Origin of the sequence: Pseudarthrobacter raffinosi (assembly GCF_023913735.1) — a bacterium.
Taxonomy (GTDB): Bacteria; Actinomycetota; Actinomycetes; order Actinomycetales; family Micrococcaceae; genus Arthrobacter; species Arthrobacter raffinosi.
On the sequence record NZ_JAMXBH010000001.1, the window covers coordinates 54,695 to 79,806 of the forward strand.

Sequence of the window (25,112 nt, forward strand, 5' to 3'; positions counted from 1 at the left end):
GGAAAAACCGATGTTCGCTAGAGTCAGCACGTACAAGACCGGCCCCGAGACGGTCTCAGACACCCCTACGGAAGACATCGTCAGCAGGGTGCGTCAGATCCCCGGCTGCAAGGGAATCTACTACCTGAGCGGGAAAGAAATAGACAAGGCCATCTCCATCACGCTTTGGGATACCGAGGAAGCGATGACTGCCAGCCGGCAGGAAGCAAACAAGATCCGCAAGGAGAACAGCGAGGCGGAAAAAACGCAGATCGTTGCGGTGGAAGAATTCGAAGTCACCGTGAGCAGTATCAGCGACTGATATCGAGCCGCTCCAGCGCCCAGTTCCAGCGGATCAGCTCCTGCTCCAGCCTGACCGCAATACCGTAGGCGTCGCTGCGGAGCCCGTCGTAGAGCGCCGACTCCTCGGCGGTCAACCGGGTCAACACAGCTTTCGACGGCGACGGCTCACTGCCCCAGGCATCGCGGTGGGCCAGCAGCGTGGCTTCGTCCATCAGCAGGCTCACCACGTGCGGGTGGACCGCGCGGAGCTGGTCGAGGATCCGGAACCCATGGGTGTCCAGGTCGCCCCAGTAGAGGACCTCGCAGTTCCGCAGCCACCCGGCATCCCGCAGCGATGAGAACCCATAACCGCCCCCATAGACGGCCAGCGCGTCCGGGCGCTCCGGGACGGCCAGGAAGTTGACCAGGTTCTCGGTGATCATCACTGTGCTGGTGGGCAGCTGCAGGGTGCTGAACGCCTCCGCGGTGACGGTCAGGTCCCGCGCCTGGCCAAGCAGCTGCATGCCGGGATCCAGAAGGCGGAACCGGACCAGCTCGGGCGGATGCAGGAAGCCGTGCGCCGCAGCAAAGCGCGCCGCCGGCGTCCGGGCCGGGGTCAAGCCGAGCAACGAACCGGGCGCGGCCGGGGTCTCAGCCAGGCCCCCGTCCTCCTTGGCATCTGAAACATCAACAACGTCCGCCCGCAGCTCCGATGCCAGCTCGCCAACAACAGCCCGGTGGTTCTCGATGAACTTGGTGTGCACGCCGGGCAGGCTCAGCTGCCGGACGTAGAACCCCGGCTCGGGGTGGTCCCGCAGCCAGAGCGCCACCCGGGCAGCCGTCAGCACATCAGCCCCGAGCTCCAAAAGCTTCAACGGCCGCTTCAGCGCCCACCCGCGGAACGCAGGATCCAGTGCTGACAACCCGCCGGCAAGCTCCACAAACCGGGCGGCGTCCTTCATCCTGCCTGTAAAAGCGATCTCGTCCTCCACGGACGCGAACACCGCCGCGGCGGGCAGCTGGTTGGCCCCCACCGTGGTGCGGCCCACCTCCGCGGTTTCCAGGCTGAAATGCCCGACGGCGGCAGCCAGCTCAGCCGCCCACGCGCGGGCCGCCGCATAATCGCGTAAGAGAGCCACCGCCGTCGGACGCTTCAACGGACGACGGCGGGGGTACAGTCCGCCGGGTTCCAGCACCTCTCGCAGCAGCGCCCCGCTGCCCCAGGCCTTCCTCGACTGCGCCCGCAGGTCTGCCAGCGTGGTCCAGCCGAGACCGCGTGCGTCAGCCGGCACGCCGGTCCCGCTCGTCCCGGTACTCCTGGATGGTCATGTTCCGCAGCTGCGAATCGTCGCCGTTGGTGTTGGCCACGAAACCCACATGGGACACAAAAGGCTCGATGACGTGGATCTTCTGCAGGGGCGTGACGATCAGCAGCTGCAGCTTCATCCGCTGGAACAGCTCCAGCCCGTACCGGGCGGACTCGTCTGAGCCGCGGCCGAACGCCTCATCGATGACGACAAACCGGAAGCTCCGCCCGCTCCCCGCGTTCTTGCCCGCACTCTTGCCGGACGCCAGCCCGAACTGAAAGGCCAGGGCGGCCGCGAGGATGGTGTAGGCGAGCTTCTCCTTCTGGCCGCCGGACTTGCCGCCCGAATCGGTGAAGTGTTCAAATTCCTCGCCGGTTTCGGTCCATTTTTCCGAGGCGGAGAACGTGAACCAGTTCCGGACGTCCGTGACCTTGGCGGTCCAGCGCTCGTCGAGGGTGGTGTAGCCGTCGCGGCCCCGGAACCGCTCGATCAGGCGCGCCACCTGCAGGTACTTCTGCTCGGAGTACTGGTCATCGTCGCCGATGGTGCCTTCCGAACAGGCGCGCAGGTCCAGGCCGAACTGCCGCACGTCGAGGTCGGTGCTGTTCTGGTGCTCCAGCTGGATGTGCCGGCCGGTGTTGTACTCGATCCCGGCCAGGGAGAGGTTGATTTCGCCGATCCGGTTGACGATGTCCTGGCGGCGGCTGTCCAGGAACGCGTTGAACGCCACCACCTCGTGGATGGTGTTCTGGTTCAGGGACTCCTTGAAGTGGGCCTCGAAGCGCGGGAGATCGTTGCTGACCAGCTGCTCCAGCAGCTTGCCGAACTCGCTGGCGGACTCCAGGGCGGCGTCGATCTCCGTGGTCTCGTTCGGGTACTTGTTCCGGAACTCGGCCATGAGCCGGACGGTCTTCTCGGCGGCCCGGGCGATCTGTTTGGAGAGTGCGTCGATGGTGTCGGTCAGCCCGGAACGGACGGAGCTTTCGATGGTGCCGGTGTTTTTGTAGGTGAGCGGTTTGCCGGCGAGTTCCGCGGCGGCGAGCCTTGCGACGGCGGCCAGCACGCCGCCGTCGTCCGTCAACGGGGTCTCCAGCAGGACGTCGCGGCAGTCCTCGATCGCCTCGACGATGTCCTTGGCTGAGCCCTCGTTGGAGCCGATCCGCCGCTGGACATCATCGGCCCGCACCTGCAGTCGTTCCAGCTTTCCGGTGAGCTCGGCTTCCTTCGCCGTCAGCTGCCGCAGCACATCGCTGGTGGACTCCAGCTGGGCCTTCTCCGCCTTGAGCTCCTCGATGCGGCGTGCGGTGAGCTGCCAGCTGAGCTCGGCGAAGTCCGACACTGCCCCGATGATGCCCAGCTGCTGGTTCTGCCGGCCGATGGCGCCCAGGGAATCGTTGACCCGGGACAGCTGGCCGGCCACCACGCTGAGCTGGCCCTGGACGTCGTCCTGCTCGGCCCGGAAACGGCTGATCTTGTCCAGGTTGTCCCAGCCCAGGACGTAGTTCCGGCGGTCGGACAGATCCTGCCGGTCGTCCTTCTCGTGCCGGCCGCGGCCGCCCTTGAGCTGGCCGTTGGCGGTGAGGGCCTTGGAGCGGCGGCGGAAGTCCTCCAGGGTGTCGCAGCAGAAATAGTCGAAGCGGCTGCCGAGCTCATCCAGCAGGAAATTGCGGAACGGCGTCCCCTGCTTGATGGCGATCTTCGCCCCCAGCGTGCCCGCCTCGGCCGGCTTCGGAGCGTACGATTCGCCGATCTTCAGGTACACCAGCCGGCCGCGCAGGTTGTTGCCATCCACCCAGCCGCTCACCGCCGCGTAGTGCTCCGACGGCACCAGCAGCGACAGCGCAAAGCCGCGCAGGGTGCGTTCGGCGGCGCCTTCCCAGGCCGCTTCGCCGTCGCGGACGCGCAGCAGCTCGCCGGCGTACGGCAGGTCAGATTCCTGGATGCCGGTCCCGTCGCAGAGCCGACGGCGGAGCTCCACCTGGGGGCGCGGCAGCAGGTTGGGGCGCGCCTGCAGGCTGGTCAGCTCCGCGGCGATGTCGGTGGCGCGGCCGGTGAGCACCGTGCGTGTCATGGTTAGTTCGGTGCGGGTGTCCTGCACGTCGTTGGCTGTGGCGGCGAGGTCCTTTTCGACGTCGGTGAGCCGGGCCCGGTTGGCGTCGAACTGGACGCGGTCGGCCGGGGCCTGAAGACCGAGCTCTGCCGCGGCTTCGGCATACTTTTCGAAGCGAACCCGCTGCGACCGGGACTCTTCGCCCAGCCGCGCGGCCTCCGCCTCGATGGCGGCCAGCCGGCCGCCGCCGTTGCCGCGGATATCTTCCTTCACGGCGGCCAGGTCGAGGCGCAGCTGGGTGATTTCGGTGGCCAGTTTGCCGCTGTCCTCCTGCAGCCGGAGGCCGGTGTTCTGCAGTTCCGTCTGGTGCTCGATGCTCAGCTGCAGCTTCCGGTCCGTGAACCACGGGTGCAGCTGGTCCCGCTGTTGGCGGGCGAATTCATCGTCCCGGCTCAGGGCGGTGTGCTGGGCCGCGCCCTCGGTGATGGGGGTGAGCAGGGCGATCTGGTCCTTGGCGCGGAGGACGGCGTCGTGGGCTTTTTTCAGGTCGTCGAAGTGGTGGATGAGGTTGCCGATCCGGGCTTCGACGTCGTCTTCCTCGAGCATGTTGGTGCGCACGAAGTTGGTGATGTTCTCCACCTGCTTCATGGACACCGTGCGGTGGAACAGCTCCATGGCCTGATTGCCGCTGATGCCGAACTGCCGCTTGAACGCCGCCGCGTAGGGCTCGAAGGTTTCATGGATGGACGCCCCCGCGGCCCGGAGCTGCTTCTTCAGCTTCGCGGGGTCCTGGCCGAAGTTGGCGAAGTCCCCGGCGATGGACTGCTCGCCCTCCACCAGCGAGTAGAAGCGGTTCGGCTGGCCGGCTTCCTGGGTGGCCCAGAGGGTGATGGCCAGAGTGATTGACTTGCCCAGGACGGCGTTGTGGAAGACGCCCAGAACCACGGTGAGCTTGCCGGTGCCGCGCAGCGCCACGGGCTTGGAGTATTCGCCGCCGGCGCTCCGGGTGCTCTTGTGGAAACCCCTCACGTACGACATCAGGGTGCGTTCCTTCTTCTGTGCACCCGCCGCCTTGTTGTACTCGATCCTGTTGGCCGGAAGCAGCAGGGTGGTGATCGCATCCACCACTGTCGACTTCCCGGAGCCGATGTCGCCGGTCAGCAGGCTGTTCGAACCGTCCAGCCGGAACGTCCGCACCTCCTGATGGAAGGTGCCCCAGTTGAGCAGCTCCAGACGGTGCAGCCGGAACCCCGGGGGAGTGCCGGCGTCGTCCGCTTTTTCATCGAGGCTGAACAGCATCTCCTGCTGGTCAGTGGCGCCCTTAATGGCAGTGGCCGTGTCGGTGGTCATGTGCGGTCCTCTTCCTTGGGGCCGGTGGCGGTGGCTCCGGTGAGCGAGGCGCGGTAGTCGGCCAGCCGCGCGTCGAATTCCTCCAGCCACTGGGCATCCACATAGGCCTTCAGGATCCGGGCCACCTCGTAAGTGCCCGTCTGGCCACGCAGTTTCCGCAGGAAGCCCAGCTCCACGATCTTTTTGATGTTCGTGCCGAGCTGGTCCAGGATCCGAGCCTCGTTGCTGGATTCGGGCAGGAAGACGGCCACCATGTCCGCGATGTCCTGCTCGGTCATGATCAGGCGCAGTTCGCTGCTGTTGGTGTCGAATTCGAGCATCCGGCCGCGGAGCAGCGCCAGGAGGAGGCTGACGTTGAAGGTGAGCGGGCGGCGGGGGATCAGCCGCGGCAGCGTGCCGTCCGGGTCCTCGCGGGATTTCAGGAACGCGTAGCCCTCGGACTCGTCCAGGATCAGGTCAAGGCCCAGGACGGCCACGTAGTCGCGGACATGGGAGGACAGGCCCAGCAGCGACTGCCAGATCTTCTCGTCCGTCTCGGCGTAGACCACGCCTTTGAAGAGCTTGGTGACGACGCCGGGAAGTTCCTCCGGCGTGTGTGTTTCGGCTGCGTCTGTGGTGGTCATGCCGGCCTCACGAAGATGATCTGTTCGACGGTGGCTTCCCGGATGCTGCCGTCCGGGAGCTGCCAGGACAACTGCTGTGATTCGTCCGGGTTGATGGACGCCCAGTCCGATTCGGTGGCGAGCTGGTAGTAGGCCACGATCTCCGCCAGTCCCTGCGACAGAGGGTGCGCGGCCGCTACTTCGCCGAGGGTGGCCTGCTCGGCGCCGGCCAGGACGTCGTCGATATTGGACTTCAGCTGTTCCGTGTCCACATGGAACTGGCTGAACAGGGCGCCGGCATCCACTTCTGCATCATTTGCCGCCACCACGACGTCGTCCACCATGATCCGCCGGCTCGGCTCATACAGCGGCCGTTCGAAGGGAAGCGCGACCTCGACGGACTGAGCCGCGATCTCCATAAAGACGCCCGACGGCGGCACCTCCCGGGTGCCCAGCGCGCCGGATTCGATGCTCCTGACCAGCTGCATGATGCGCTTGTTTTCCAGGAACACCTTGTCGTCCAGGAGCCGGCGCATCTGCTGCGAGAGCTGCCGGACAGTGGCCTGGGTCTGCTCGACGGCGGGTAGCCAGTCCTGGTGCAGGTTGGTCACGGCGTGCAAGTTGTCGAGTTTGGCGAGGGCGTCGATCTGGGTGGCCCGCTGCAGCAGGTCCCGCAGTTCGGTGCGCAGCTGCGGGGACATCAGGTAGTCCCAGAAGCCCTGGAATGTGCGGCCCTGGAGGGAGCCGCTGATGTCCTGCTGGTTGGCGAAGATGGAGGCAAGCAACTCGCCCTGGGTGCCGTCCCAGGTGGCGATCTGTTCGCGGACCTGCCGGTCCAACTTCCGGAAATTCTGCTCCACCTCACGGAAATCGGAGAGCAGGTCCTTGGCCAGGGTGGTCAGCTGCTGGAAGTGGTCCAGGGCTTCCGGCGCAGTCATCACGCGGATGTTGCCGTCCTTGATCCGTTGCATCTCGGCGTCGATCCCGTCCCGCTGGCGCTGGAGCTCGGCGAGCCTTACCTCCGGGTCGGTCTCGGACTGCTGGACCAGGGCCTTCAGCACGGCGAAGATGCTGGTCAGCCTGGACTGGGTGGCCACGAAGTCCCGCCCGCTCAGGCTCTCCACCCAGCGGACCACGTCCTCGGCGGCGGCGGTGAGATCGTAGCGCGGCTCGTCCTGGCCGGGGACGTAGTATTTCCGCAGCCAGGCACGTTCCGGGGCCGCCCACTCATCCAGGTACTCACCGGCCGGCCTAGGATACTTGTCCTCGCCGAAGACTTCACGGAGGCCGAACAGGACATCATCGAGGTGGTCAATGAGCTCCTGCCGGCCGATGTCCCGTTGGTTGGGTCCGGTGAAGGCCTTGATGAAGAAGCTGACGGCCAACGGGGCGTTCTGTGCGCGGAGCAGGGACCACCCTGCGTGGTTCTCACGCAGTGCGTTGATGGCGTAGAAATCCATGGCGTCCTCATGCAGGGTGCTGTTATTCCTAAGCTACACGGGGACGGAGACAGTGATCGAACTTGTCGTCCCCGGTGATCGAGCCTGTCGAGATCCGGAAGCCCGGTGATCGAGCCTGTCGAGATCCAGGGCTTCGACAAGCTCAACCACCGGGCGCACTCAACCACCGGGGGACAGGACGTTGATGCCCGCATCGACGGCGGCGGCCAGGAGCTCGGCGTCATACGCCACCATTAAGTCGGACTGCAGCCGGATGGCTGCGGCCAGATGTATGGCGTCGGCGCTTCGCAGCATGCCGGGCAGGGCCGCCGCGTACATAAGGTCCGAGCGGGCAACATCGACCAGGTTAATGGCTCCCAGGACCGTATTGACGGGCTCGCCGGGAAATCCGCGGCGATGGGCCGCGCAATGAAGTTCCGTATAGAGGAGCATCGAAGCCACCAGCTGGTGGCCCTGGGCTGCCGCGGTTGAGAGGTAATGGGCGGCCGCGGATGATTCTGGCTCTTCGACCACAAGCTTGAGGACAGCCGACGTGTCCAGGTAGATGATCACCGGTCCCCGCGGAGGTCAGCCAGGATCTCAGCAGTGCCGGCTTCTGACGGGACGCGCGGCAGCGTCTGGAAATCGACCGGCCCCTTGGCGGCTGGGCGGACCTGGCCCGCCAGCAGCAACCGCTCAAAGGGCGACGCCGACGGCGGAATCAATGTAGCGGCTATCTCGCCGTTGTTTGTGACGTCGATGGTTTCGCCGTTCTTAACGCGCTCCAGGATTTTGCTGCTCTGGTTGCGCAGTTCCCGGTGTGGAATGGTCGCCATGGTTACCTCCGTAGCAAGCGTAGCAACTGCTGCGTCTGAGCGTAAGGCTCAACCACCGTGGGTTTCGACAGGCTCAACCACCGCCCGCTCCCAGTGCCGCCGGAGCAATTCAGCCAGCCGCTCGGGCTCGATCCGGTGTGGCGGATCGAAATGGTGGCGCTTGGGGAACACTTCCAGGTGGAAGTCCGGGAAGAAGACCCTGGACAGCCGGCTGGCGATATCGCCGTAGTCATTGGGATTGCTCAGGCCGCCCAAGGCGAAGTAGACGGGCTGGCGAAAGGCAGCCAAACGCGCCCTCTCCAGGTCATAGTTTTTGAAGGTCCGCAGGAACGCCCTGATACCCGCCGGCCGGTTGGCCATCCACGGCGGCGGGGGATCCGGCGGCGGCGGAAGGACGACGTCGGGCTTAACTCCCAGCCTCATGAAGGCGGACATGAACTGCTCCGGCAGGAGGGGTTCCAACTGCTCGTACTTCTTCCGGAGCTCCGTGTACGCAGGGCTCCAGTCCCAGTTCCCGGCCCAGGCAGGTTCCAGCAGCGCCAGGCTCAGCAGCCTGCCCGGGTGCTTGGCAGCGAACGCCAGCGCCGCCGCGCCGCCACCTGAATAGCCCGCCAGATGGAACGTCTCCCATCCCCGGGTATCGGCTTCGCGCAGCACGCCGTCGATCTCTGTGTCCAGGCTCCAGTCCGCCGGCGGCCCATCGTCCGCGTAGAGCTCGAGATCCTTGGCGATTGCCTGGACATCCGGCCCGAGGGCTGCGATGAGTCCGCCGAAGGCGGCCTGGGCGGGGAGTACAGCGCCCGGTAGAAGGATGGCCCGAATTGGTCCCATGGGAGAACGGTACGCCTGGATTTCGACAGGCTCAACCACCGGATACTGGAGGCTCAACCACCCGTCTCGTTGGCCGGTGGTAAATGGTTCGGAAAATCTCCTGTAGTGTTGATCCTGTTGTTGTGTTTATGCGGTTGGTAGTTCAGGCAGTACGCGCGGTCGAAAGTCCGCGTCTTTCTGAAGTAGCGGTTTTGAACACCCCACACCGGAGGACCCGAAAGTCGGGACTTTTCCTCCACCTTCACGAAGGACAAAAATAATGGCTACTGGTACCGTCAAATGGTTTAACGCTGAAAAGGGCTTCGGCTTCATTTCCCCCGATGACTCCTCACAGGACGTTTTCGCTCACTACTCCGCGATCGCCTCTTCCGGCTTCCGCTCACTCGAAGAGAACCAGAAGGTTTCCTTCGAAACCGAGCAGGGCCCCAAGGGTCCCCAGGCCGTCAACATCCAGGCACTCTAATTCTTTAGAGATTCTGGGGCCTTAGGGTTTCATTTTCAAAGCAGGGCCGGTCATTAGACCGGCCCTGCTTTTGTTAACCCGGATGTGCTTCAAAGCGCCCGACTGGCAACTTCCGAGAAACCCCTTCAAGATAGTCAGTGGGCAAGCAGGGGGGTGATCGAGTCCATCCCGCCGCACAGAGAGGCCCGCACTTCGTGCCAATACCAAAACGTCAACTCAGTCCGCTCATCCGCAAGTTCGTCAACGGCAGCCGCCCCGCCCAGGCAGAGACCAGAGGCCTCGGCGAGCTCAATCCGGTGGAGCCCGCCGCCCGCCGGGAGGGGCTGCCCGTACTGGGCGATGACCAGGTCTATGTGATGAAATACGGGACGGTCTATCACACGGCGTGGTGTCCGGTGGTGGCCGACTGCTGGGACCACGCCCCCAGAAGACTGCTAGTGACCCTGTTGGCCGCTGTGGGGGAGCGAACCCGGTGCGCGGAATGCAACCGGCACGCGAAGGCAGCCAGGGCGTCAGCTGCGCAGGAATACCACCAGCAAGCCCGGCCCACCCCCGAACCCCCACCGCCTGACGCCGTGGTCCCGCTGAAAGTCATTGGGCTGGCCCATGGGATACTCTTCCTGGCCGCAGGGCAGGAATATCGGGAACGTTTTAAGGAAACCGCCGTGGAGCCGGCTACCCCGCTGTGGGTGGACGGGCGGCGTGACGGCATGGTGGTGCGGCTGGACTCCGCCAGCGACGAACCACTCGTGCTTGTCCAGTTGGACCCCCGCGCCACGTTCCGGAACGGTCCGTACCAGGTGCGCCTGCGTCATCCGCTGCGGCGGTCGGCCACCAAACCCTATGCGGTTGAGTCAGTTGAGTCCGTTGAGCCTGCACCATGACGGATCCCCGGCCGCACCCTGCAGGACTGCCTCCATGCAACTTTCCGTTCCCGCCTTCGGCTGGGAAAACAGCCACCTCTACGCCATCCGCTGGAAGGACCGCGCCGGAAAGCCGCGGGAGATTGTGGGTCCCCAGGACCTCACGGAAGATCTGGACGCAGAGCCGGCTCCGGCGTCGTCCTTTCCGAACTGCTGGATGCCCAAAAGCCGGGAAGCGCGCTGGAATACGAGTACGACTTTGGCGATAGCTGGACGCATCACGTGGAGGTGTTTGGTTCAGCGGACCTTCCGGCCGGGGAACTGCTGTGCGTCGACGGCGCCAACCGCGGACCCGTGGAGGCCTTCGGCGGGCCCCGCGGTTACCAGCGACTGCTGCAGATCGTCGCGGACCCGAAGCATCCGGAACACGCGGATGCGCCATGCTGGCCGCCGGGTTTGTCACCCGGTCCGGCCATCCCATCCCGGACGAGTGGGTCAGCGACATCAACCGCGTGGTGCGTTGGAACTTCGAGTGCCTGCACCTGACGGCGCCCAAAGTGGGGCCTCTTGACAGGGCACTGCTAACCGACGGCGGCGTGAAGTTCCTGCTGGCGGTCCAGGCTGTGGGCCGCTTGGTTTAGGTTTCTACAGGCTCAACCACCGGAGGTTGGCAGGCTCAATCCCCGGTCACTCGTCCGGGTTTGGATTGCGTACGTCCTTTTCGCCGATATCCGCAGCACCCAGGGCGGCCGCGGCCGGGCTGTGCGTGGTTTCGTGCGCGCGAACGCTGAGCTCCGGATGGTGGAGGTCCAGGGCGGGACGCTCTGAACGGATCCGGGGCAGGGACGTGAAGTTGTGGCGCGGCGGCGGGCAGGACGTGGCCCATTCGAGCGAGGCGCCGAAGCCCCACGGGTCATCCACCTCAACGCGCTCTGAGCTGCGCCACGTGATGTAGACGTTCCAGAAGAACGGAATCATCGAGGCGCCGAGAAGGTATGACGAGATGGTGGAGAACTGGTTCATCCAGGCGAAGTTGTCCTCCACCAGGTAGTCGGCGTAGCGGCGGGGCATGCCCATGACCCCTAGCCAGTGCTGGATCAGGAAGGTTCCGTGGAATCCCAGGAACAGCATCCAGAAGTGGATCTTTCCGAGGCGCTCGTTGAGCATTTTGCCGGTGAATTTTGGCCACCAGAAGTAGAAGCCTGCGAACATCGCGAACACCACGGTGCCGAACACCACGTAGTGGAAGTGCGCCACGACAAAGTACGAATCGGAGACGTGGAAGTCCAGCGGCGGGGAGGAGAGGATGATCCCGGTCAGGCCGCCGAAGAGGAACGTGATGAGGAAACCGAGGCTCCAGAGCATGGGGGTTTCGAAGGTGAGGGATCCGCCCCACATGGTGCCGATCCAGTTGAAGAATTTCACGCCGGTAGGTACGGCGATGAGCATGGTCATGAAGGCGAAGAACGGCAGCAGTACCGAACCGGTCACGTACATGTGGTGTGCCCACACGGTCATGGACAGGGCTGCAATGGCGATGGTCGCGTAGACAAGGCCCTTGTAGCCGAAGATCGGCTTGCGGCTGAAGACCGGGAAGATCTCGGACACAATGCCGAAGAACGGCAGCGCAATGATGTACACCTCGGGGTGTCCGAAGAACCAGAACAGGTGCTGCCACAGAACCGCGCCGCCGTTCTCCGGATCATAGATGTGGGCACCGAACTTACGGTCCGCCCCCAGGGCAAACAGTGCTGCGGCGAGCGGCGGGAAGGCCATGATCACCAGGATGGCCGTGACCAGCGTGTTCCAGGTGAAGATGGGCATCCGCCACATGGTCAGGCCGGGGGCGCGCATGCAGATGATGGTGGTGATGAAGTTGACGGCGCCCAGGATGGTGCCGAATCCGGACAGTGCCAGGCCGAAGACCCACAAGTCACCGCCGACGCCGGGAGTGAATGTGGTGTTGTTCAATGGCGCGTAGGCGAACCAGCCGAACGCCGCAGCGCCCTGCGGGGTGATGAAGCCCGAGACGGCGATGGTGGAGCCGAAGAGGAAGAACCAGAAGGCCAGGGCGTTCAGTCGCGGGAAGGCGACGTCGGGGGCGCCGATCTGCAGCGGCATGATGACATTGCCGAAGCCGGCGAACAGCGGGGTGGCGAACATCAGCAGCATCATGGTGCCGTGCATCGTGAACAGCTGGTTGTACTGCTCCTTGGTCTGCAGGATCTGCATGCCAGGTTCGAAGAGCTCGGCCCGGATCAGCAGGGCCATAACTCCAGCCAGGCAGAAGAAGACGAACGACGTGATCAGGTACATGTACCCGATGACCTTGTGGTCAGTGGACGTGATCCAGCTGACCACCATGGCGCCTTTGCGCCGGGGTACTACCGCAGGAGCAGCGGTTGAGCCGGTCCCCATTCGTGAATGTCCAGTGATGGCCATCTTCCACCTCACAGATACTTCTGCATGACAGCTATGGGCCCTTTGCATGAGCCCCTAATTGCAGGCTACTCACTAACGCGGCATCCCGAAAGAGTCAGTGCAGGCCCATCGCGTTCCGGACCTCGTCCAGGATGTGGTGGACGGCGGTCTCCGCCCCCACCGCGTCTCCACGGGCCACCGCTGCAGCAACATCCTCGTGGGCCTGTAAGGCTTCGTTCCGCGGTTTGAAGGGCATCAGGCCCTGCTGGGTCCGGCTGGTGAGCACCTCGGCCACCATGCCTTCCAACGCGGTGAACATCTCATTGCCGCAGCTTTGGAGCAGCAGGCAGTGGAACTCGATGTCGACGGCCAGGAACGCCTCGAGTTCGCCGGCCTCACCCAGTCGCCGCAGCTCTGCAGCCAGGGCAACCAGCTTGGCCCGTTCCGCGGCGCTCGCCCGGCGGGCAGCACCTGCGGCTGCAATGGGCTCGACGGCGATGCGCAGCTCCGTGAGGCTGCTGTACTGAATATCGCGCCGGACAGAGCCCAGGCGCCAGCGCACCAGCTTGGGATCGAAGACATTCCACAGCCTGCGCTCCTGGACCACGATGCCCACCCGCCGGCGCGAATACACCAGGTTCATGGACTCCAGGACCTTCATGGTGTCCCGTGCAACGGTGCGGGAAATGCCGTACTCCCGCTGCAGGCCCTCAAGGGTCAGCCGGCTGCCCGGAGGCAGGCTCCCTGCCGCGATGGCGACGCCAACCGCCTCGAGAACGCGTTCATGCATGGCGGGGGAGGCCCCGCCGTCGTGCGCGTCATCCGCGTCCGGTGGTGTCGCCGTCGACATCTTTCCTGCTTTCCTCTGCGCCTGTGCGCCCTCCAATCGTACCGACAAATTCCCAAAGGTATGACTTGTGACACCAAAAGATAGTATCTATGGTTAGAAATGGTGATACCTTATCTCCCGGCGCAGTTCCGTGTGGGATGCGCAATGAGCTTTCTTCATTTAGCCAACGGCGTCTTCTTCGGAGGTAAAATATGCGGTATCCAGCCACGCACCTGGTGGTGATGGGCGTTGCCGGTTCCGGCAAGTCCACCATTGCGGCAGCTCTTTCCCAGCAGCTTGGCTGGGCCTGTGCCGAAGCGGACGAGTTCCACCCCCAGTCCAACATCGACAAGATGACCCAGGGCATTCCCCTGCAGGACGGGGACCGCTGGCCCTGGCTGCGGGAAATCCAGGGCTGGATGACGGCCCATGCCGCTGCCGGGAAGAGCACCGTGCTCACCTGCTCCGCCCTTAAGCAGAGCTACCGTGAGCTGCTCTCCGACGCGCAGGGACGGGTCCTGTTCATCCACCTCGACGGCGGGGCCGACCTGATCGGCCAGCGCATGCAGGGCCGCGAAGGCCACTTTATGCCGCCCACGCTCCTGCCCAGCCAGCTGGCCACCCTGGAACCGCTGACCGGCAACGAACTTGCCGCCGGCAGCCAACGCCTGGACATCTCCAACTCCCCGGAGGAGATCGTCACCGCCGTTCTGGCTGGCCTCGAGCTTCCCGGCCTCACGCTTCCCGCCCAGGCGGAGCTCAGCGCCTGCTGAGCCCAATTTTCCCCAATCCCCAAGTAGTTCTGTTTCAAAGGAGAATCATGGTCATCGAAGGATGGACCCAAACGCTGGGCGCAGGACCTCTGCTGCTCATCGCCGCGGCATCGATTGTTGTGCTGCTGTTCCTGATCATCAAGCTGCGGATGCACGCACTCGTCGCCCTGATCGTGATCAGCCTCGCCACCGCATTCGCCACCGGAATCCCCGCCAACCAGGTAGTTCCTGTGCTGATCAACGGGTTCGGCACAACCTTGGGCACCGTGGCCCTCCTTGTGGGCCTGGGCGCCATGCTCGGCCGCATCGTTGAGACCAGCGGCGGCGCCAAGGTGCTGGCCGACTACCTGATCGGCGTGTTCGGCGAAAAGCGTGCCCCGTTCGCTCTGGGCCTCGCCTCCCTGATCTTCGGCTTCCCCATCTTCTTCGACGCCGGCCTGGTGGTCATGCTGCCCGTCGTCTTCGCCGTGGCCCACCGCCTGGGCGGGGGAGTGCTGCGCTACGGCCTCCCGGCCGCCGGTGCGTTCTCCGTGATGCACATCTTCCTCCCGCCGCACCCTGGCCCGGTCTCCGCTGCTGCCTTCTTTGATGCCAACATCGGCCTGGTCCTGATCGCCGGCCTCATCACCGCTATCCCCACCTGGTACGTCACCGCCTACCTGTTCGGCCTCTGGACCGGCAAGAAGCTGGTCCTCCCGGTGCCGGAAATCTTGGGCCACGCCAGCGCTGAAGCCGAGTCCCACCCGCCGCGCTTCCGCACCATCATCGGCCTGCTGCTCCTGCCGCTCGTCCTGATCTTCATCAACACCGGCCTGAACACCCTTGCGTCCTCCGGCGTGCTGTCCGACTCGGTCAAGAGCGAGCAGTGGTTCCAGGTCCTGCGCACCATCGGTGAAACCCCGGTGGCCCTGCTGATCGCCGTACTGGTGGCCGTGTTTGTCCTGGGCGCCCGCCGCGGCAAGGACGCTGGCGCCATCGAGAAGCTGCTCGAATCCTCGCTGGGGCCGGTCTGCTCCGTCATCCTGATCACCGGCGCCGGCGGCATGTTCGGCGGTGTCCTCCGTGCCTCCGGCATTGGCGACGCACTGGCCGATGTCCTGGGCAACCTGGGCATCCCGCTGATCCTGGCCGGCTTCCTGATCGCCGCCATCCTGCGCATCGCCCAGGGTTCCGCCACCGTGGCCCTGACCACCACCGCGGGCCTCATCGCCCCGGCAGTGGCCACCGCCGGACTGACCGGCATGCAGATCGCCGCCCTGGTTATCGCCGTGGCAGCCGGCTCCGTGGTGGTGTCCCACGTCAACGACTCCGGCTTCTGGCTGGTGGGCCGCTTCTTCGGCATGGACGTCAAGACCACCCTGCGGACCTGGACCGTCATGGAAACCCTCATCGGTGTGATGGGCTTCGCCATCGCCGCGGTCCTCTTCCTGCTCGCTGGCGTGGCGGGTTAGCGCTCTGATTCCAGCCACGGCTGACTGAAGTACGACGGCGGGGCGTCCAGAGAAATTCTGGGCGCCCCGCCGTCGTCGTACTCCTGGTCCGCCGCTACTTGCGCGGTTTGGCCGCCTTGGGCGCTTTCGGCGGGAGCTGCGCGACGTACTCGAAGGCCTTCTCCAGCCAGGCGCTTGCCCGCGCGTCGTCGCCGTCGCCCTCGGCGTTCCAGACCTCCGGCAGTCCGGTGTAGCCGCCCATCGGCCGCTCCGCCGGGCCGAACGGGACGGTCCGCTCCGTGCTTTCGAGCACCTGCCTGTCGGCGTCGGAGAGCTTCACCCCGATGGTGGAACCGAACAGTCCGGCGAACATGTTGCCGTTGACGAAGGCGCCCAGGTTGCCGAACATCGGCTTGACGACCACCTCGGGGTTGTCCGGCACTACTGAGCGGAACCGCTCCTTGGCTTCGTCGGACGCTTTGGCCATCTCCATGGTGCTTCTCCCAGGGTTGCGGTGTGATTCTTTGTGCAGCTTATGCCCGCTCAGTCGACTGGGACAGAATTTCCGTACCGCTAGGCTTGCAGGAGTCCGCACTCACCTCCCAGGTTCCCACCTCAACCAAAGGACACCCCTTGACCCAACGCACCATCGTGATCACCGGCGCCAGCGACGGCATCGGCGCGGCAGCCGCGCGGACGCTGACGCAGGCAGGCGACCGGGTGGTCGTCGTCGGCCGTTCCGAGGAGAAGACGCAGGCCATCGCGAAGGAGCTCAATGCCGACTATTTCGTCAGCGACTTCGCCGACCTGGATCAGGTCCGCACGCTCGCCGCGCAGCTGAAGGACGACTACGAGCGGATCGACGTCCTGGCCAATAACGCCGGCGGCATCATGGGCAAGCACCAGCTCACCGTGGACGGCAACGAGTCCACCTTCCAGATCAACCACCTGGCGCCGTTCCTGCTCACCACCGAGCTGATGGACGTCCTCACCGCCAGCAACGCCAAGGTCATCAACACCGCCAGCGCGGCCAACGGCTTCGGCAAAATGGACCTCTTCGACCTCAAATCGGAGCACACCTACTCCACCAACCGCGCCTACGGCACCGCCAAACTCGCCAACATCCTCTTCACCTCCGAGCTGCACCGCCGCTTCGGCGAGCACGGAATCACGACGGCGGCGTTCCACCCGGGCGTGGTCCGCACCAACTTCGCGGCAGAGTCCACCAGCCCCATGCGGCACGCCTACAAGACGCTCCTCAACCGCTTTATGCTCACCCCGGACCAGGGCGCCGACACCCTCCTCTGGCTCAGCAACGGCACCGCCGGCACCGACTGGATCTCCGGCGCCTACTACGCCAAGCGCGCCCTGGCCAAGGCCAACGCACAGGCGTACGACGCCGAGCTGGCGCAGGGTTTGTGGGAGGCCAGCGAGGCGCTCGTCGCCCGCTAGGTTCTGGCGTGCCGGGTTCAGGATCCCAACTAGGTAGCGCTAACTGTCGTTATGGGGCCTCAAAACGACAGTTAGCGCTACCTAGTTGGGCTGGACCGGGCCTGAACCGGGTCAGCGTGCCCGCTCGACGTCGGCGGCGCTTTCTGTCTCCCCGCGTTCGCTGAGCCCGGCCACGACGCCTTCCACATCCGCCGCGGACCGGTTCTGGCTCAGCTTGGTCTTCGCCTCAATCCTGGTGATGACCAGTTCAATGCCCACAATGGCGCGCAGCTGGCCCGAGATATAGCGCTCCGGCGCGTCATCCACGCTCCACGGGTGCTCGAAGTCTGCTTCGTTGATGTTGGTCAGCCGCCTGACCTGGCCGGCGATCCAGGCCGGGTCGTCATGGATCACGAGCTGGCCGTACACGTGTGCCGTGGAGTAGTTCCACGTGGGCACAACGCGTCCGTGCTCGGCCTTGGACGCATACCAGGACGGCGAAATGTAGGCGTCCGCGCCCTGGACGATCATGAGGGATTCCCCGATGGCCGGTTCGGACCACTGGGGGTTGTTCCTGGCGACGTGCGTGTGCAGCGCGCCGTGTTCGCCCACCGAGGGGTCGTAAACAAACGGCAGCAGCGTGGCGAGCAGGCCTCCCGGCGTCATGGTGACCAGGTTCGCTGCGCCGGGCCTCGTGAGTAGTTCCTGGATGGCGTCGGGGCCGGCTTCGAAATGGGCTGGCGTGTACATGGTGCTAATCCTTTGCAGGTTCGAGGGTTCTTGTGGCGAGAGGCTCGGCAGGGTGAGGGACGGCGGGCTGCGAGGATGCCGGCTTGAGCCGGACCCGGACCGCGGCGCCCGCGCAGAGGATGACAGCCAGGCCGCCGACGATCGTGCTCCACGTCAGCGACTCGCCGAGCAGTAGGCCCGCCCAGCAGATGCTCAGCACGGGCTGGACAAGCTGGATCTGGCTGACCTGCGCCATGGGGCCGATGGCCAGGCCGCTGTACCAGGCGAAGAAGCCGAGGAACATGCTGACCACGCCGAGGTACGCAAAGGCCAGCCACTGGACCGGTGTGCCCGACGGCGACTGCTGCGCCACGGACACCGCCACCAGGAACAGCATCAGCGGCGACGCCAGCACCAGCGCCCACGACACCGTCTGCCAGGCGCCCAGCTCGCGGGCCAGCAGGCCGCCCTCCGCGTAGCCGATGGCCGCGGCCACCACCGCGCCCAGGAGCAGCAGGTCCGCCGAGTGCAGCTGCCCGAACCCGCCGGACTGCATGGAGGCGAAGGCGATGGCCGCCAGCGCTCCCACGCCGGTGATGAGCCAGAACGCCAGGCGTGGACGCTCGCGCCCCCGAAGAACTGCAGCTACTGCCGTCGCGGCGGGCAACAGGGCGATCACGACGGCGCCGTGGCTGGCCGGTGTGGCGGTGAGTGCAAAGGAGGTCAGCAGGGGAAACCCGACGACGATGCCGCCGGCCACCACGGCGAGGCGGACCCACTGCGTGCCGCGGGGGAGCCGCTGCCGGGTGAGGGCGAGTGCGAAGGCGGCGAGAATGGCGGCTACGACTGCACGGCCTGACCCGATAAACAGCGGGGACAGGGACTCGACGGCCACCTTCGTGAAAGGAACCGTGAAGGAGAAGGCCGCTACTCCGGCGAGGCCCCACCAGAGGCCGGTGGGCTGGCCGGGCGGTATCACTGGCCGAATAAGTGTAGTAGCGCTACTATTGTCTCTCATGAACAACGATAGCAGTTCCCGGATTGTGGCGCACCTGAAGAAATGGATTTCTTCGGCCGCGCCCGGTGCGAAGCTGCCCTCCACGCGCTCGTTGGTGGCCGAGTACCAGGCCAGTCCCGTCACGGTGCAGAAGGCGCTGCAGACGCTCACGGCACAGGGACTGATCGAGAGCCGGCCCGGCGTCGGGACCTTTGTGCGCGCCGTCCGGAGCGCCCGTCCCTCCGACTACGGCTGGCAGACGGCGGCCCTCCGTTCCCCGCTGGCGCCCCCGCCCCCGGCGTCCAGCACCATGCGCAACGTGGCCAACGATGCCATCTCCTTCCACTCCGGCTATCCGGACCGCGAACTCCTGCCCGAGCGGCTGGTGCGGGCCGCTATTGCCCGGGCAGCCCGCGGTGACGCTGCCTTGTTCCGTCCGCCCGCGGCCGGAATGCCCGAACTGCAGTCGTGGTTCGCGCACGAACTCGGTGCCTCCACACCGGCCGGGACCACCCCGCCGAACCCGAGCGACGTCGTCGTACTCCCGGGAAGCCAAAGCGGGCTGAGCTCCATCTTCAGCGCGCTCGCCGGCCGCGGACAGCCGCTGCTCATGGAATCGCCGTCCTATTGGGGCGCCATCCTGGCCGCAGCGCAGGCCGGCGTGCGCGTTGTCCCGGTGCCCAGCGGACCGGACGGACCGGACCCGGCGGAGCTGGCCCGCGCCTTTGACGAGTCCGGGGCGCGGCTGTTCTACGCGCAGCCCAACTACGCCAACCCCACGGGCGCGCAGTGGTCTGCCGAACGGCGTGAACAGGTCCTGGACGTGGTCCGCGCGAAGGGGGCGTTCCTTGTGGAGGACGACTGGGCGCACGATTTCGGCATCACCTCCAACCCCGTGCCCGTCGCCTCCCGCGACGACTCCGGCCACGTGGTCTACCTGCGCTCGCTGACCAAGAGCGTGTCACCGTCGATCCGCGTCGCCGCGGTCATCGCCCGCGGCCCGGCGCGGGAGCGCATCCTGGCGGACCGGGCGGCCGAATCGATGTACGTCAGCGGGCTGCTCCAGGCGGCAGCGCTCGACGTCGTGACGCAGCCCGGGTGGCAGACGCACCTTCGCAGCCTCCGCCACCAGCTCGAATCACGCCGGGACCTGCTGGTCACCAGCCTGCGCCAGCACGCCCCGCAGGCGCATATCGAGCAGGTGCCCAAGGGCGGCCTGAACCTGTGGGCGCGGCTGCCCGACGGGACCGACCTCGAACGGCTGACCCGCGATTGTGAAACCGCCGGGGTGATCATCGCCGGGGGAAACGAATGGTTCCCGGCCGAACCGGCAGGCCCGTTCATCCGGCTTAACTACTCGGGGACAAATCCGGGCGCCTTTCCCGAGGGCGCCCGGATTATTGGCCAGGCGATTGAACGCAACGGGGCCTAGGCCTCAGCTGGCCAGTTTGGCGCAGACATCAACCGCCGATCCCTTGGTACTCACCAACGTGAATATTCCTGTAACAAGGTCGACGTTGAAGACGATCCTTCCGACATACTGAGTGGTGGACGGTCCGGCTGGCACGTCACCTGGGAACATGACGAGCCCTTGATGACCCGTGGCCGTGTAGGTCAGGGTATCGTCCGGGTTGACCTTGATTGACGTCACTGATCCATCGGTCCGGAACGTGACTGACTTGCCCGCAACCGGATTCCCTAGGTCCGTTCCATAGTTGGTGTAGGTGAGGAGGACGCCCTTGCCTGCCGTGAGGATTCGAACGATGTTGCCGTCCTTGTCGAAGAATTCCTTGGTGTGAAGTTTGCCTCCCGTCCCACTCACCCCGAGGTTGAAGTCGGCACATCCGACTCCGACCGGGAGGATTAACGGTTCGTCGGCCAAGGCCGGCTGCGCGGGTGCCACAAGGGCTGCTGCTGCAAAGGCCGACAACGCCAGTCCGCGAGTAATGCTGTTTGTTTTCATGGGATTTCCTTTCGAACGTATATCGGGTGGGTGAATCAAGCGTGGCTCCCGGGCCTTAACCGGTCCTTAATCGCGGACGGGACTCCCCGAGGACTCTGGACCCTCTGCCCGCCGCAGGAGCATGATGGGGTTGATGTGGCTCCTCGGGGCCATCTCGTGTCAGGGCGGGCATATGGGCTCGCTGGTCGATGAGCTCCGCGGTACCGGGCCGACCAGGTCCGGGCCAGCGGCCGGTCGGTGAGGGGTGCTTGGCGATGGGCGCACTGTGGATCAGGACCCTGGGCCCTCTGGAAGTTGTTGCCGACGGGGCGCCGGTCATTGTGGGCAGCGGGAAGCTGCGGATCGTCCTGGAATGCCTGGCCCTGCGGGCAAACTCGGTGGTCTCCACTGACTTCCTGACTGAAGCCGTCTGGGACGGCCGCCCGCCCGCGCAGCCGGGCCCGCAGCTGCAGGTGTACGTGGCCAACCTGCGGCGCCTGCTCCAACCGGACCGGTCCAAGGGGATTGCTTCCCAGCGCCTGGCAAGCCGGCCGGGCGGTTACCTGCTGACAGTCACCGAGGACGAGCTCGACCTCCTGCAGTTCCGTGAACACGTCACCGCCGGTGAACTGGCCGTGCAGGCAGGAGATTTGGCCGGAGGCACCGAATATCTGCGCCAGGCTGTAGAGCTCTTCAAAGGGGCCGCCTTCCCGGACCTTGCCGACGTCGAGCTTCTGCGCCCGGACCTGGACGCACTGGAGGAAGCCCAGCTGGACGCGCACCAGGACCTCATCGACGTCGAGCTCGCTTTGGGCCGACACGGCACTTTGGTGGGGGAACTGCAGCGGCTCGTGTCCCGGCATCCATACCGGGAACGCCTGTGGGCCTCACTTGCGCTCGCCTTGTACCGCTCTGACCGGCAGGCCGATGCTTTGGCGGCATGCCGTAAAGCGCGGAGCATCTTCGTCGAGGAACTGGGTATTGATCCCGGTGCACGCCTGCAGGAACTGGAAGGCCAGGTCCTTCGGCAGGAAGCCTTGCTTGCGGCCCCCGCCGCTGACGGACACCGCAGGATCAGGCAACGGCTGGACAACCTCCCGGCCGAACTCACCCCGCTGGTCGGGCGCGATGCAGAAATAAGAGAGCTGTGCTCAATGTATGCCGCGGAGGGGTGCAGGCTGGTTACCGTAACGGGCGCCGGCGGGACCGGCAAGACCAGGTTGGCCTTGGCAGCAGCGGCCCAGCTCGGTGAGCGAATGGCCGACGGCGTGGGCTGGGTCAATCTCGCCCCGCTCACCCAGACTCAACAAGTGCCGGCCGCCATAGTTGCTGCGCTCGGCTTGCAGGACCGGGCCGGAGAAGACCCGCTGAAGGTCGCGGCTCGCTTCTTACACTCGCGCCGGCTGTTGTTGGTCCTGGACAATTTCGAACATCTGGAGGAGGCGTGGCCGGTGGTGCTTGGCATGCTCACCGCCGCCCCCGACCTGCGGATTATGACCACCAGCCGACGAAGACTGGGACTGCGCGCCGAATACGAATATGAGCTCGCACCGTTGGCCCTGCCCCCGATTGACCAGCCCCTCCCGCCGACACTGCTACGGGAGGTGCCGGCCGTGAAGCTGCTCCTGGCCCGTGGCCGGGCAGTCCGTCCGCATTTCGATCTTAACCACGGCAACGCGGCTGTTCTCACCCGTCTGTGCCACCGCCTGGACGGCCTTCCGCTGGCAATCGAACTGGCAGCCGCCCAGTTGCGGGATCACAGTGAGGCTGAGCTCCTGGACGACTTGGAGGTCAGCCTTGCCGCGCTGCCGGCAGCCTTCCGCGACCTTCCGGACCGCCAGCGGACCGTCACGGCCACGATCGAGTGGAGCCACCAACTGTTGCGTAAGGCTGAGCGGCGGCTGTTCGATCAGCTCGGCGTCTTCGCTGCTGATCCGACTATGGCGGCAGTCAATAGCATCTGTGGTCAGCCTCCGGGCACGGAAACGATGCCTGAAGACTTGCTCATCTCCCTAGCCCGCCATAGCCTGCTGCATCGCTATACCGATCCCGCGGGACAAAGCCGCGTGTCGATGCTGCATTCGATTCGCGAGTTTGCCCGTGACCGGCTCCGGGTGCTCAACGATGGGTCGGCCGTTCGGCGCCGGCATGCCGAGTACTACCTCGGCCTCGCTGAGTCTGTCGGCCCACAGCTGTGGGGGCGCGAGCAAGTGGACGCCTTCCGGCTGCTGAATGCTGATACACCGGATTTACGCGCCGCACTGTTGTGGGCAACGGGGCCGGATGGCTCCACGGACCTGGCGCTTCGAATGGTCGGGCAACTCTGGCATTACTGGGAGCTCACCGAGGACGTGGCCGAGCAATGCGAGATCGCTCTCAAGCTGGTCGCGGGCACACCCGACGCTCCACCTTCGCTCCAAGCCCCTGCACTCAGTGGAGCAGCGACTCTGTGTTGGCTCCTCGGTCGCAACGACGCGGCGGCCGACCTTCACCACCGCGCGCTTGAGGCATTCCAGAGCGCTGGCAACGACGAAGGCGCCGCCTGGACCACGATGTGCCTGGCAGTGCAGGCGATGGAGATCAACGACACTATCACCGCCCACCGACTCGCTGCAGAAGCATTGGCCATACCTCATGCCAGCCCCCGGACTCGCGCTGCCGCATTCGTTGTTCTGGAGCGGTTAGCCTTCTACGCCGGTGACCACGCGCGAGCCCTTGACCTGAGCCGCGAGAGCGTCAGGCTTGTACGACCGCTCGGCGATCGATGGGCCCTCGGGGTAGTTTTGACTAACCTGGCCGAAAACGCAGAGCGGGCCGGCGACTACGACGCCGCGGAACGGCTGCTCCTCGAGGCGGTCGACGCTGGATTCGAGTTGGGTGCACAGGGCAACCTTGTGGGTTTCCTCGAGTCATTGGCCGGCGTCTACGTGGCCGGGCATGGCGTCGAGCTTGCCATTCGCGTGCTGGCGGCCGCCGACTCCTACCGTACCGACCGGGGCATTCCGCTCTACCCCGCAGAACAGCACCGCATCGAATCGATCATCACCAGGGCGCGCTCCGAGGCCGGTGCGATCCGTTTCGGCCTGGCCTGGACGGCCGGGCAGGCTCTGACCCTCACCCAGATCGTCAAGGACGTGCTCCGCACTAGGCAGGAGGGTAAGCAGCAGGAATTCGTTGCCGACCAGCACATTTATTCATCTTCTGACCAATCTGCAGAAAGTGCCCTGAGCGCGGCGCCGTGGTGACCGCCGCTTTGCCCGTTATTCGCCCAGCAGTCCGTAGGTGCTGACGACGTCGCCCTTCGTGGTCCGGTACTGGCCCTTGAGGCCGAGCCGCGTCACGGGGCCGCCGTCCTGGAACAGCTTCCGGCCGCTGCCGGCCACCACGGGGTGTGTGATCAGGGTCAGCTCATCCAGCAGCCCGGCGAACAGCAATTGGCGCACCACGGAAATGCTGCCGGTGACGGCGATCTCGCCGCCGTCGCGCTCCTTCAGGCCCGCCACGAAGGTGGGAGTTCTGCCACTCGAGCGGCTCCGTCAGCGTCCGGGAGGCCACAAACTTCTCCACCGGGTTGATGAAGCCGGCGAAGTCCTCGTCCACCGACGCTGTGGGCCAGTACCCAGCCCATTCCTGGTAGCTCACCCGGCCAAGCACCACGGTGTCCACGCTTTCCATCATGCGGGTCAGGGCCTTGCCGAGGTCGTCGTCGAAGCTGTCGAATTGTCAGAGGAACGGGTCCGAGACCACGCCGTCAACGGAGTGGAACAGGCCGGACGTAACTTTGCGCATGAGGACCTCCAAGATCAGGGCGGGTGTCATCCACGGTATTGGCAATGCCCGCAGCTCGGAAGCCCCCGCCGGTGGTTGAGCCGGGCGAAACCTGGATCTCGACGGGCTCGATCACCGCTCTCGAGCGGGCCGCAGTTAGGTTCGTCACCACCGCCTGCGTGTTGCGCGAATCCGCGGGCCTGCAGCCGCATACTGGTGTTCATGCGGCCTCTCACCGCACCCCGGCCAGGCAGGAGGAAAATGCATGGAAACCCTGAAGAAAATCGTACGCAACCAGTACTTCCCCGCGGCCGCGGTGTTGACGGCAGTATTGCTTTTCTGGATCATCGCCATGTTCGGCGGGCTCTCCCTGTTGAACAACAACCAACCTCCCATGGCCACCCTGACGTGGATGCTGTTCGTCTATGCCGCGGCTGTCCTGACGCCGCTGGCAGGCATCCTTGCCGGTGTGGACCTGGTCCGCCGCTGGCGCCGCAACCGGATGTATGCGTTGATTGAGCTGGAGCAGGACGGGACCGCCCAGTACGAAGCCGCGCAGGATGAACGGGTGCAGGACGAGGAAGCTGAGGCCCCGGTGCAGCCCGCCGAGCCCGAAGCCCCAAGGCAGTCCGCCCCGAAACAGCCCGCACAGCACCGCCCGGTAACCCAGCAGCAGCCCGCCAAGCGCCATCCGGTGCAGCAGCAGCCTGCTCAGCAGCAGACCGCGAAGAAGCAGCCGGGTCAGACCAAGCAGCGCAAAAAAGCCGCGTAGCCACCGGCCAATACAGGC

The 25,112-nt window shown here is 65.5% G+C and carries 23 protein-coding genes and 2 pseudogenes; 11 read left to right on the plus strand and 14 right to left on the minus strand.

Features of this window, described 5'->3' with window-relative positions:
- The first annotated feature begins 10 nt into the window (after positions 1-10).
- Complete coding sequence (locus NG698_RS00250; RefSeq protein WP_252607759.1) at positions 11-301, plus strand: hypothetical protein; 291 nt, start codon at positions 11-13, stop codon at positions 299-301.
- Here NG698_RS00250 and NG698_RS00255 read toward each other — a convergent pair.
- The 7 genes from NG698_RS00255 to NG698_RS00285 all read right to left on the minus strand — a co-directional run bounded on the left by NG698_RS00255 (position 291) and on the right by NG698_RS00285 (position 8,676).
- On the minus strand, positions 291-1,553 hold the full coding sequence (locus NG698_RS00255) for a Wadjet anti-phage system protein JetD domain-containing protein (protein WP_252607760.1): 1,263 nt from the start codon (positions 1,551-1,553) through the stop codon (positions 291-293). The genes NG698_RS00250 and NG698_RS00255 overlap by 11 nt on opposite strands.
- Positions 1,543-4,968: an ATP-binding protein gene (locus tag NG698_RS00260; RefSeq protein WP_252607761.1), complete on the minus strand. Its 3,426-nt coding sequence runs from the start codon at positions 4,966-4,968 to the stop codon at positions 1,543-1,545. Before NG698_RS00260 ends, NG698_RS00255 begins: the two co-directional genes overlap by 11 nt.
- On the minus strand, positions 4,965-5,591 hold the full coding sequence (locus tag NG698_RS00265) for a DUF4194 domain-containing protein (protein WP_252607762.1): 627 nt from the start codon (positions 5,589-5,591) through the stop codon (positions 4,965-4,967). Before NG698_RS00265 ends, NG698_RS00260 begins: the two co-directional genes overlap by 4 nt.
- A complete protein-coding gene (locus NG698_RS00270) occupies positions 5,588-7,030 on the minus strand; it encodes a DUF3375 domain-containing protein (RefSeq protein WP_252607763.1) in 1,443 nt (480 codons plus the stop codon). The genes NG698_RS00265 and NG698_RS00270 overlap by 4 nt, the downstream gene beginning before the upstream one ends.
- A gap of 159 nt (positions 7,031-7,189) precedes the next feature.
- Complete coding sequence (locus NG698_RS00275; RefSeq protein WP_252607764.1) at positions 7,190-7,582, minus strand: type II toxin-antitoxin system VapC family toxin; 393 nt, start codon at positions 7,580-7,582, stop codon at positions 7,190-7,192.
- Positions 7,579-7,845, minus strand: coding sequence for a type II toxin-antitoxin system Phd/YefM family antitoxin (locus NG698_RS00280; protein ID WP_141139769.1), 267 nt, complete (start codon positions 7,843-7,845; stop codon positions 7,579-7,581). The genes NG698_RS00275 and NG698_RS00280 overlap by 4 nt, the downstream gene beginning before the upstream one ends.
- A 48-nt stretch (positions 7,846-7,893) precedes the next feature.
- Positions 7,894-8,676 (minus strand): alpha/beta hydrolase, encoded by a 783-nt coding sequence (locus tag NG698_RS00285; protein ID WP_252607765.1) that lies wholly within the window; start codon positions 8,674-8,676, stop codon positions 7,894-7,896.
- A 259-nt stretch (positions 8,677-8,935) separates the two neighbouring features.
- Here NG698_RS00285 and NG698_RS00290 point away from each other — a divergent pair, with 259 nt between their 5' ends.
- The 4 genes and pseudogenes from NG698_RS00290 to NG698_RS00300 all read left to right on the plus strand — a co-directional run bounded on the left by NG698_RS00290 (position 8,936) and on the right by NG698_RS00300 (position 10,643).
- On the plus strand, positions 8,936-9,139 hold the full coding sequence (locus NG698_RS00290; protein ID WP_024365339.1) for a cold-shock protein: 204 nt from the start codon (positions 8,936-8,938) through the stop codon (positions 9,137-9,139).
- A gap of 194 nt (positions 9,140-9,333) precedes the next feature.
- Positions 9,334-10,023, plus strand: coding sequence for a hypothetical protein (locus NG698_RS00295; RefSeq protein WP_252607766.1), 690 nt, complete (start codon positions 9,334-9,336; stop codon positions 10,021-10,023).
- 219 nt (positions 10,024-10,242) lie between these two features.
- Positions 10,243-10,389, plus strand: a pseudogene (locus NG698_RS21900) (IS1096 element passenger TnpR family protein); the annotation flags it as partial.
- Between the two features lie 53 nt (positions 10,390-10,442).
- Positions 10,443-10,643: a hypothetical protein gene (locus tag NG698_RS00300; protein ID WP_252607767.1), complete on the plus strand. Its 201-nt coding sequence runs from the start codon at positions 10,443-10,445 to the stop codon at positions 10,641-10,643.
- 46 nt (positions 10,644-10,689) lie between these two features.
- Here the strand turns inward: NG698_RS00300 and ctaD are convergent, their stop codons facing one another.
- Together ctaD and NG698_RS00310 are read right to left on the minus strand one after the other, a co-directional pair.
- Positions 10,690-12,444, minus strand: coding sequence for an aa3-type cytochrome oxidase subunit I (gene ctaD / locus NG698_RS00305; RefSeq protein ID WP_374209871.1), 1,755 nt, complete (start codon positions 12,442-12,444; stop codon positions 10,690-10,692).
- Between the two features lie 94 nt (positions 12,445-12,538).
- Positions 12,539-13,273, minus strand: a complete 735-nt coding sequence (locus NG698_RS00310; RefSeq protein ID WP_252601242.1) for a FadR/GntR family transcriptional regulator — start codon at positions 13,271-13,273, stop codon at positions 12,539-12,541.
- 191 nt (positions 13,274-13,464) lie between these two features.
- Between NG698_RS00310 and NG698_RS00315 the strand changes: the two genes are divergently transcribed.
- Both NG698_RS00315 and NG698_RS00320 read left to right on the plus strand, forming a co-directional pair.
- The gene (locus NG698_RS00315; RefSeq protein ID WP_252607768.1) at positions 13,465-14,025 is read left to right on the plus strand and encodes a gluconokinase; all 561 of its coding nucleotides are present in this window, start codon (positions 13,465-13,467) and stop codon (positions 14,023-14,025) included.
- Between the two features lie 47 nt (positions 14,026-14,072).
- The gene (locus tag NG698_RS00320) at positions 14,073-15,476 is read left to right on the plus strand and encodes a GntP family permease (RefSeq protein WP_252601239.1); all 1,404 of its coding nucleotides are present in this window, start codon (positions 14,073-14,075) and stop codon (positions 15,474-15,476) included.
- Between the two features lie 94 nt (positions 15,477-15,570).
- Here the strand turns inward: NG698_RS00320 and NG698_RS00325 are convergent, their stop codons facing one another.
- Positions 15,571-15,948: a TfoX/Sxy family protein gene (locus tag NG698_RS00325; RefSeq protein WP_252601236.1), complete on the minus strand. Its 378-nt coding sequence runs from the start codon at positions 15,946-15,948 to the stop codon at positions 15,571-15,573.
- Between the two features lie 140 nt (positions 15,949-16,088).
- On the opposite strand from NG698_RS00325, the gene NG698_RS00330 reads away from it, so the two are divergent.
- On the plus strand, positions 16,089-16,907 hold the full coding sequence (locus NG698_RS00330; protein ID WP_252607769.1) for an SDR family NAD(P)-dependent oxidoreductase: 819 nt from the start codon (positions 16,089-16,091) through the stop codon (positions 16,905-16,907).
- A 111-nt stretch (positions 16,908-17,018) separates the two neighbouring features.
- Here NG698_RS00330 and NG698_RS00335 read toward each other — a convergent pair whose 3' ends face one another.
- Both NG698_RS00335 and NG698_RS00340 read right to left on the minus strand, forming a co-directional pair.
- On the minus strand, positions 17,019-17,636 hold the full coding sequence (locus NG698_RS00335) for an FMN-binding negative transcriptional regulator (protein WP_252607770.1): 618 nt from the start codon (positions 17,634-17,636) through the stop codon (positions 17,019-17,021).
- 4 nt (positions 17,637-17,640) lie between these two features.
- On the minus strand, positions 17,641-18,633 hold the full coding sequence (locus NG698_RS00340) for a DMT family transporter (protein ID WP_252607771.1): 993 nt from the start codon (positions 18,631-18,633) through the stop codon (positions 17,641-17,643).
- Here NG698_RS00340 and NG698_RS00345 point away from each other — a divergent pair.
- A complete protein-coding gene (locus NG698_RS00345) occupies positions 18,632-20,044 on the plus strand; it encodes an aminotransferase-like domain-containing protein (protein WP_252607772.1) in 1,413 nt (470 codons plus the stop codon). The genes NG698_RS00340 and NG698_RS00345 overlap by 2 nt on opposite strands.
- Before the next feature lie 3 nt (positions 20,045-20,047).
- Here the strand turns inward: NG698_RS00345 and NG698_RS00350 are convergent, their stop codons facing one another.
- The gene (locus tag NG698_RS00350) at positions 20,048-20,575 is read right to left on the minus strand and encodes a hypothetical protein (protein ID WP_252601221.1); all 528 of its coding nucleotides are present in this window, start codon (positions 20,573-20,575) and stop codon (positions 20,048-20,050) included.
- A 254-nt stretch (positions 20,576-20,829) separates the two neighbouring features.
- Between NG698_RS00350 and NG698_RS00355 the strand changes: the two genes are divergently transcribed.
- Positions 20,830-23,799, plus strand: coding sequence for an AfsR/SARP family transcriptional regulator (locus NG698_RS00355; protein WP_252607773.1), 2,970 nt, complete (start codon positions 20,830-20,832; stop codon positions 23,797-23,799).
- A gap of 15 nt (positions 23,800-23,814) precedes the next feature.
- Here NG698_RS00355 and NG698_RS00360 read toward each other — a convergent pair.
- Positions 23,815-24,343: pseudogene (locus tag NG698_RS00360) on the minus strand (dihydrofolate reductase family protein).
- 244 nt (positions 24,344-24,587) lie between these two features.
- Here NG698_RS00360 and NG698_RS00365 point away from each other — a divergent pair.
- Entirely contained in the window at positions 24,588-25,094 is a 507-nt protein-coding gene (locus tag NG698_RS00365; protein WP_252601215.1) for a hypothetical protein, read from the plus strand.
- Positions 25,095-25,112 lie beyond the last annotated feature (18 nt).